The following is a 3,948-nucleotide window of genomic DNA, read 5'->3' on the forward strand; positions in this document are numbered from 1 at the left end:
TCAAGAACGCCGAGCTCTACCACACCATGGCGCACCGCGCGAAGGAGTTCGGCTTCTCGTTCGACAACCTCAGCTACGACTGGTCCGCCGTCGTCGGCCGCTCGCGCAAGGTCTCCGACAAGCTCGCCGGCGGCATTGAGTTTCTCTTCAAGAAGAACGGCATCGAGTACGTCCGCGGCCACGGAGCCGTCACCGCGCCCGGCAAAGTTGAGGTCACCGCCAAGGATGGCTCGAAATCCAGCGCCGAAGCCAAGCACATCATCATCGCCACCGGTTGCAAGACCCGCGACCTCCCCGGCCTTCCTTTCAACGGCAAATCCGTCATCGGCTCGAAAGAAGCGATGAACCTGCCGACCCAGCCGAAGGAAATGATCATCATCGGCGCCGGTGCCATCGGCGTCGAGTTCGCCTACATCTACAACGCCTTCGGCACCAAAGTCACCGTCATCGAAATGATGGACCGCATGGTTCCCGTCGAAGACGACGAGATCGGCGACGCCCTTCAGAAATCCTTCACCAAGCAGGGCATCCGCTGCCTCACCGGTCACAAGGTCACCGCCACCAAGGACCTCGGCGACAAAGTCGAGATCACTGTGGAAGGCGCCAAGGAGAACGGCACGATCTCCGCCGACGTCTGCCTCGTCGCCATCGGCGTGCAACCCGTCCTCCCCGGCGGCGAGCAGCCGGCTCTCGGCGAGCGCGGCTACATCGACGTCGACGAACGTTACCAGACCTCGATCCCCGGCGTTTACGCCTGCGGCGACATCACCGGCCCTCCATGGCTCGCCCACACCGCCTCCTTCGAAGCGATTCAGCTTGTGGAAGGTCTCTACGTCGAAGGTAGTACCCCACGTCAGGTGAAGAACTTCCCCGGCTGCACCTACTGCCACCCGCAGGTCGCCTCCGTCGGAAAAACCGAGCGTGCCCTCAAGGAGGAAGGCATCGAATACACCGTCGGCAAGATCCCCTTCATGGCGATCGGCAAGGCCATCGCCGCCGGCGAGCCCGACGGCTTCGCCAAACTGCTCTATGGCAAGAAGCACGGTGAGTTGCTGGGCGCCCATATCATCGGCGACAACGCCACCGAGCTGATCGCGGAAATGGGCCTCGCCCTTGACCAGGAACTCACGATCGATGACATCCACGCCACCATCCACGCCCACCCGACGATGAGCGAAGTCATCCACGAAGCCACCCTCGCCGCCGAAGGCCACGCGATTCACTTCTGAGCGTGGCGGCGGATTCCATCCGCCATGCCCAACCATCCACCAAAGGCACGCCGGATCCCCCGGCGGGCCTTTTTTTCGTTCCGGAGCAGCGACCTTATTTTGGACCAAGATGAATAGGATGCTGGAGCCAAGATCCTCAGTCTTTGGCGAGCGTTGGGGCTCAATCATGATGCCCGACATCAAGAACATCCAAGTTTGTAGCCTTCATCCGATCCATTCTGGTCCGATTCTTTCCCTGGCTTGATCGCCCTCGACACTTTCAACCATCAGTAAGCTTGACCTTTCCTACCGCCATCGCGGCATAGTCCACCCATCTAACCATTCATCATCCATGATTCACGCTAAACTTCTCTCCGTCGCGGCTCTTGCCGGTCTTTTCTCAAGTTGCGCCAACAACTACTCTCTCCCAAAGGACTACACTGGCCCAACCGCAACGATCCAAAATACGGGCACCGCTCAGGATGCCTTCAAAGCCTCTGTCTTCAGGGTCAGCAAGGTCGAGGGAAAGAACTCCCTGTCCAGCCCCATGCGCACCCCATACGGAGGTGGCCCCGGCGTCATGATCGGCGAGTCAAAGGTCCAAATCCCCGCAGGTCAGCCAATCCAACTGACTCTCTCCGCGCACGATCACTTCGCCGCCGACGGCGCCGCGCTCGTCTATACTTTCGGAGGCAACGTCGCAAAAACCGCCACCGAGACCTTCACCTTCACGCCCAAGGCCAACGCGACCTATCTCGTAAATGGCCAACTCGGCAAAGAATCCTCTTCCGTGTGGATGAATGACGCAGCAAGCGGACAACGCTATCCCTGACGCCCACGAAGGCCACGCGATTCACTTCTGATTCAACCAACACCACTCCAAATGGCAGGGTAGCAAGCGCATTCCCGCCCTGCCGAGCCCCTCCTACCTGAACTCTTCAGCATCGACCATCAGGGTTTGTTGAAGTAAGTTTCGGTGCTCTGATTCCCTGCCATTTGCCATTTCAGGGAAATCCTTTCGCATCGAAACCATGAACTCAAAACTCCTCACCTTCGGTCTCTTGATCCTGTGGGCTGTTTCAGAACAGGTTTCGGGCGAGACGCAGGTGTTCATCGATCCGGTCGACTCCAGCGGAAACGTGGTCTTGACCCTCTCAGGCCGTCCTGCAGGGACCGTTTGGGTTTTGGAGAATTCGACGGATCTCGTGAAGTGGGACGTCGTGAAACCAGGCGGAATTCCGCTTCGATTTGAAGTGGGCGAGGACAGGGTGAGTTTTTCCCGTGCTGGCACGGCGCGCTATTTCCGGGCGGTCCTGCTTGGCGACGATCGAGTCCCGGCGCTCTACGATGTCAGTGTGCTCCGCGATCTGAGTCTGTCGTTCGGCGAAGCGGATTGGGAAGACCGTTTGGCAGAGAATTTTGGAACGGATACGAACCTGCTTGCCGGCCTAACAGTTGAGGGAGTTTCTTACCCGAATGTCGGAGTGCACTACAGGGGCTTCAATTCGTATGCCTTCATCCCCGGCTCGCGAAAGAAGTCATTTGCCATCGACTTGGATCAGACGGATCCGGACCAACGACTTCTGGGTATCAAGACGCTGAACCTGAACAACTCCTTCGGCGATGCCTCGTTCATGCGGGAGTTGATCTACAGCAATGCCTGCGCGGAGTATTTCCCGAGTCCGCATGTCAATTTCGTGAGGTTGTTCGTCAACGGCGACTACTTCGGAATCTACGTCAATGTTCAGCAGGAGAACCGCGACCTGTTAGAGGGCTGGTTCGATGACCCGGATGGGGATCGCTGGCGGGCAGGGGTTGGCCGCCCTGGAGGCTTTGCAGGCAAGATCGATTTCGGCGGCAGCCTGCGCTGGATGGGCGGTGAGCCTTCGGACTACGATGGTTACGAACTCAAGAGTGATTTCAACGGTGAGGAGGCGGCCTGGAGTTCGCTGATTCTCTCAATCAACGCCTTGAACCACACGCCCGATGCCGATTTCCCGGATTACATCGACCGTGTGTTTGCCGTCGATCGCTGGCTCTGGATGATGGTGCTCGAAAACATCTTCATCGACGAGGACGGCTATCTTTCGAAGGCGGGTGATTATCAGATGTTTCGGGATGCCGATACCGGCCGGCTCCACCCGATCCAACGGGATGGCAACGAGACCTTCACCATGTCGAAGCGCGCTTCCCTGCCTGCCGTTTACGGGGAAAATCTTTTGGCGGCCCGACCTTTATCGACCCGGCTTCTCGCCCATCCTCCGTTTCGTCAGCGTTATCTGGCCCACCTGCGCACGGTTCTGGACCGGACCTTCACGGTCGAGAATATGGGTGCCAAGGTGGATACCTATGCGGCACTGATCCGGCCTCATGTTGAAGCAGACCCCATCAAATTGAAGAGCTTGGAATCGTTTGATGCTGATACTGCCGGCGAGATGGCGATCTTGAAGGAGTTTGTTCGCGATCGTCGCGCGTTCTTGCTCGCGGACCCGGAAGTAGGTGTTCCTTCACCCAGGTTTGTCTCGGTTTCCCCGGTCAATGATCCGCTTGCTGGCTCACCGAGCTCCATCCGGGCCACCTTTGACGAATCTCAAGTGATGATCGCCGAAGCGAATCTCTATTACAGCATCAACGGCCGGAACCACGCGTTCACGATGCTGCCCATGACCGACAGTGGAAGCGGAACCTACAGTGCGGATCTTCCTGCGGTTTCGGGTGGAAACCGGATCCACTACTATGT

3 protein-coding genes are annotated in these 3,948 nt (G+C 58.3%); all 3 read left to right on the top strand.

The annotated features are described in order from the left end of the window. Positions 1 to 1,229 (top strand): dihydrolipoyl dehydrogenase (lpdA, locus tag WBG04_RS18940; RefSeq protein ID WP_424316284.1); only part of this gene is annotated, 1,229 nt, incomplete at its 5' end. Positions 1,230 to 1,560: 331 nt separating this feature from the next. Continuing rightward, positions 1,561 to 2,040 carry a hypothetical protein gene (locus WBG04_RS18945; RefSeq protein ID WP_424316285.1) on the top strand — a complete coding sequence of 160 codons (480 nt, stop codon included), beginning with the start codon at positions 1,561 to 1,563 and terminating at the stop codon, positions 2,038 to 2,040. 199 nt (positions 2,041 to 2,239) lie between these two features. Next, positions 2,240 to 3,948: CotH kinase family protein (locus WBG04_RS18950; protein WP_424316286.1), on the top strand; the 1,709-nt coding region annotated here is incomplete at its 3' end.

It is taken from the genome of Haloferula sp. (genome assembly GCF_049672945.1).
Lineage (GTDB): Bacteria > Verrucomicrobiota > Verrucomicrobiia > Verrucomicrobiales > Akkermansiaceae > Haloferula.

Excerpts from the sequence above, each read along its gene's own strand:
- WBG04_RS18945 (WP_424316285.1), top strand. The coding sequence starts at position 1,561 with ATGATTCACGCTAAACTTCTCTCCGTCGCGGCTCTTGCCGGTCTTTTC.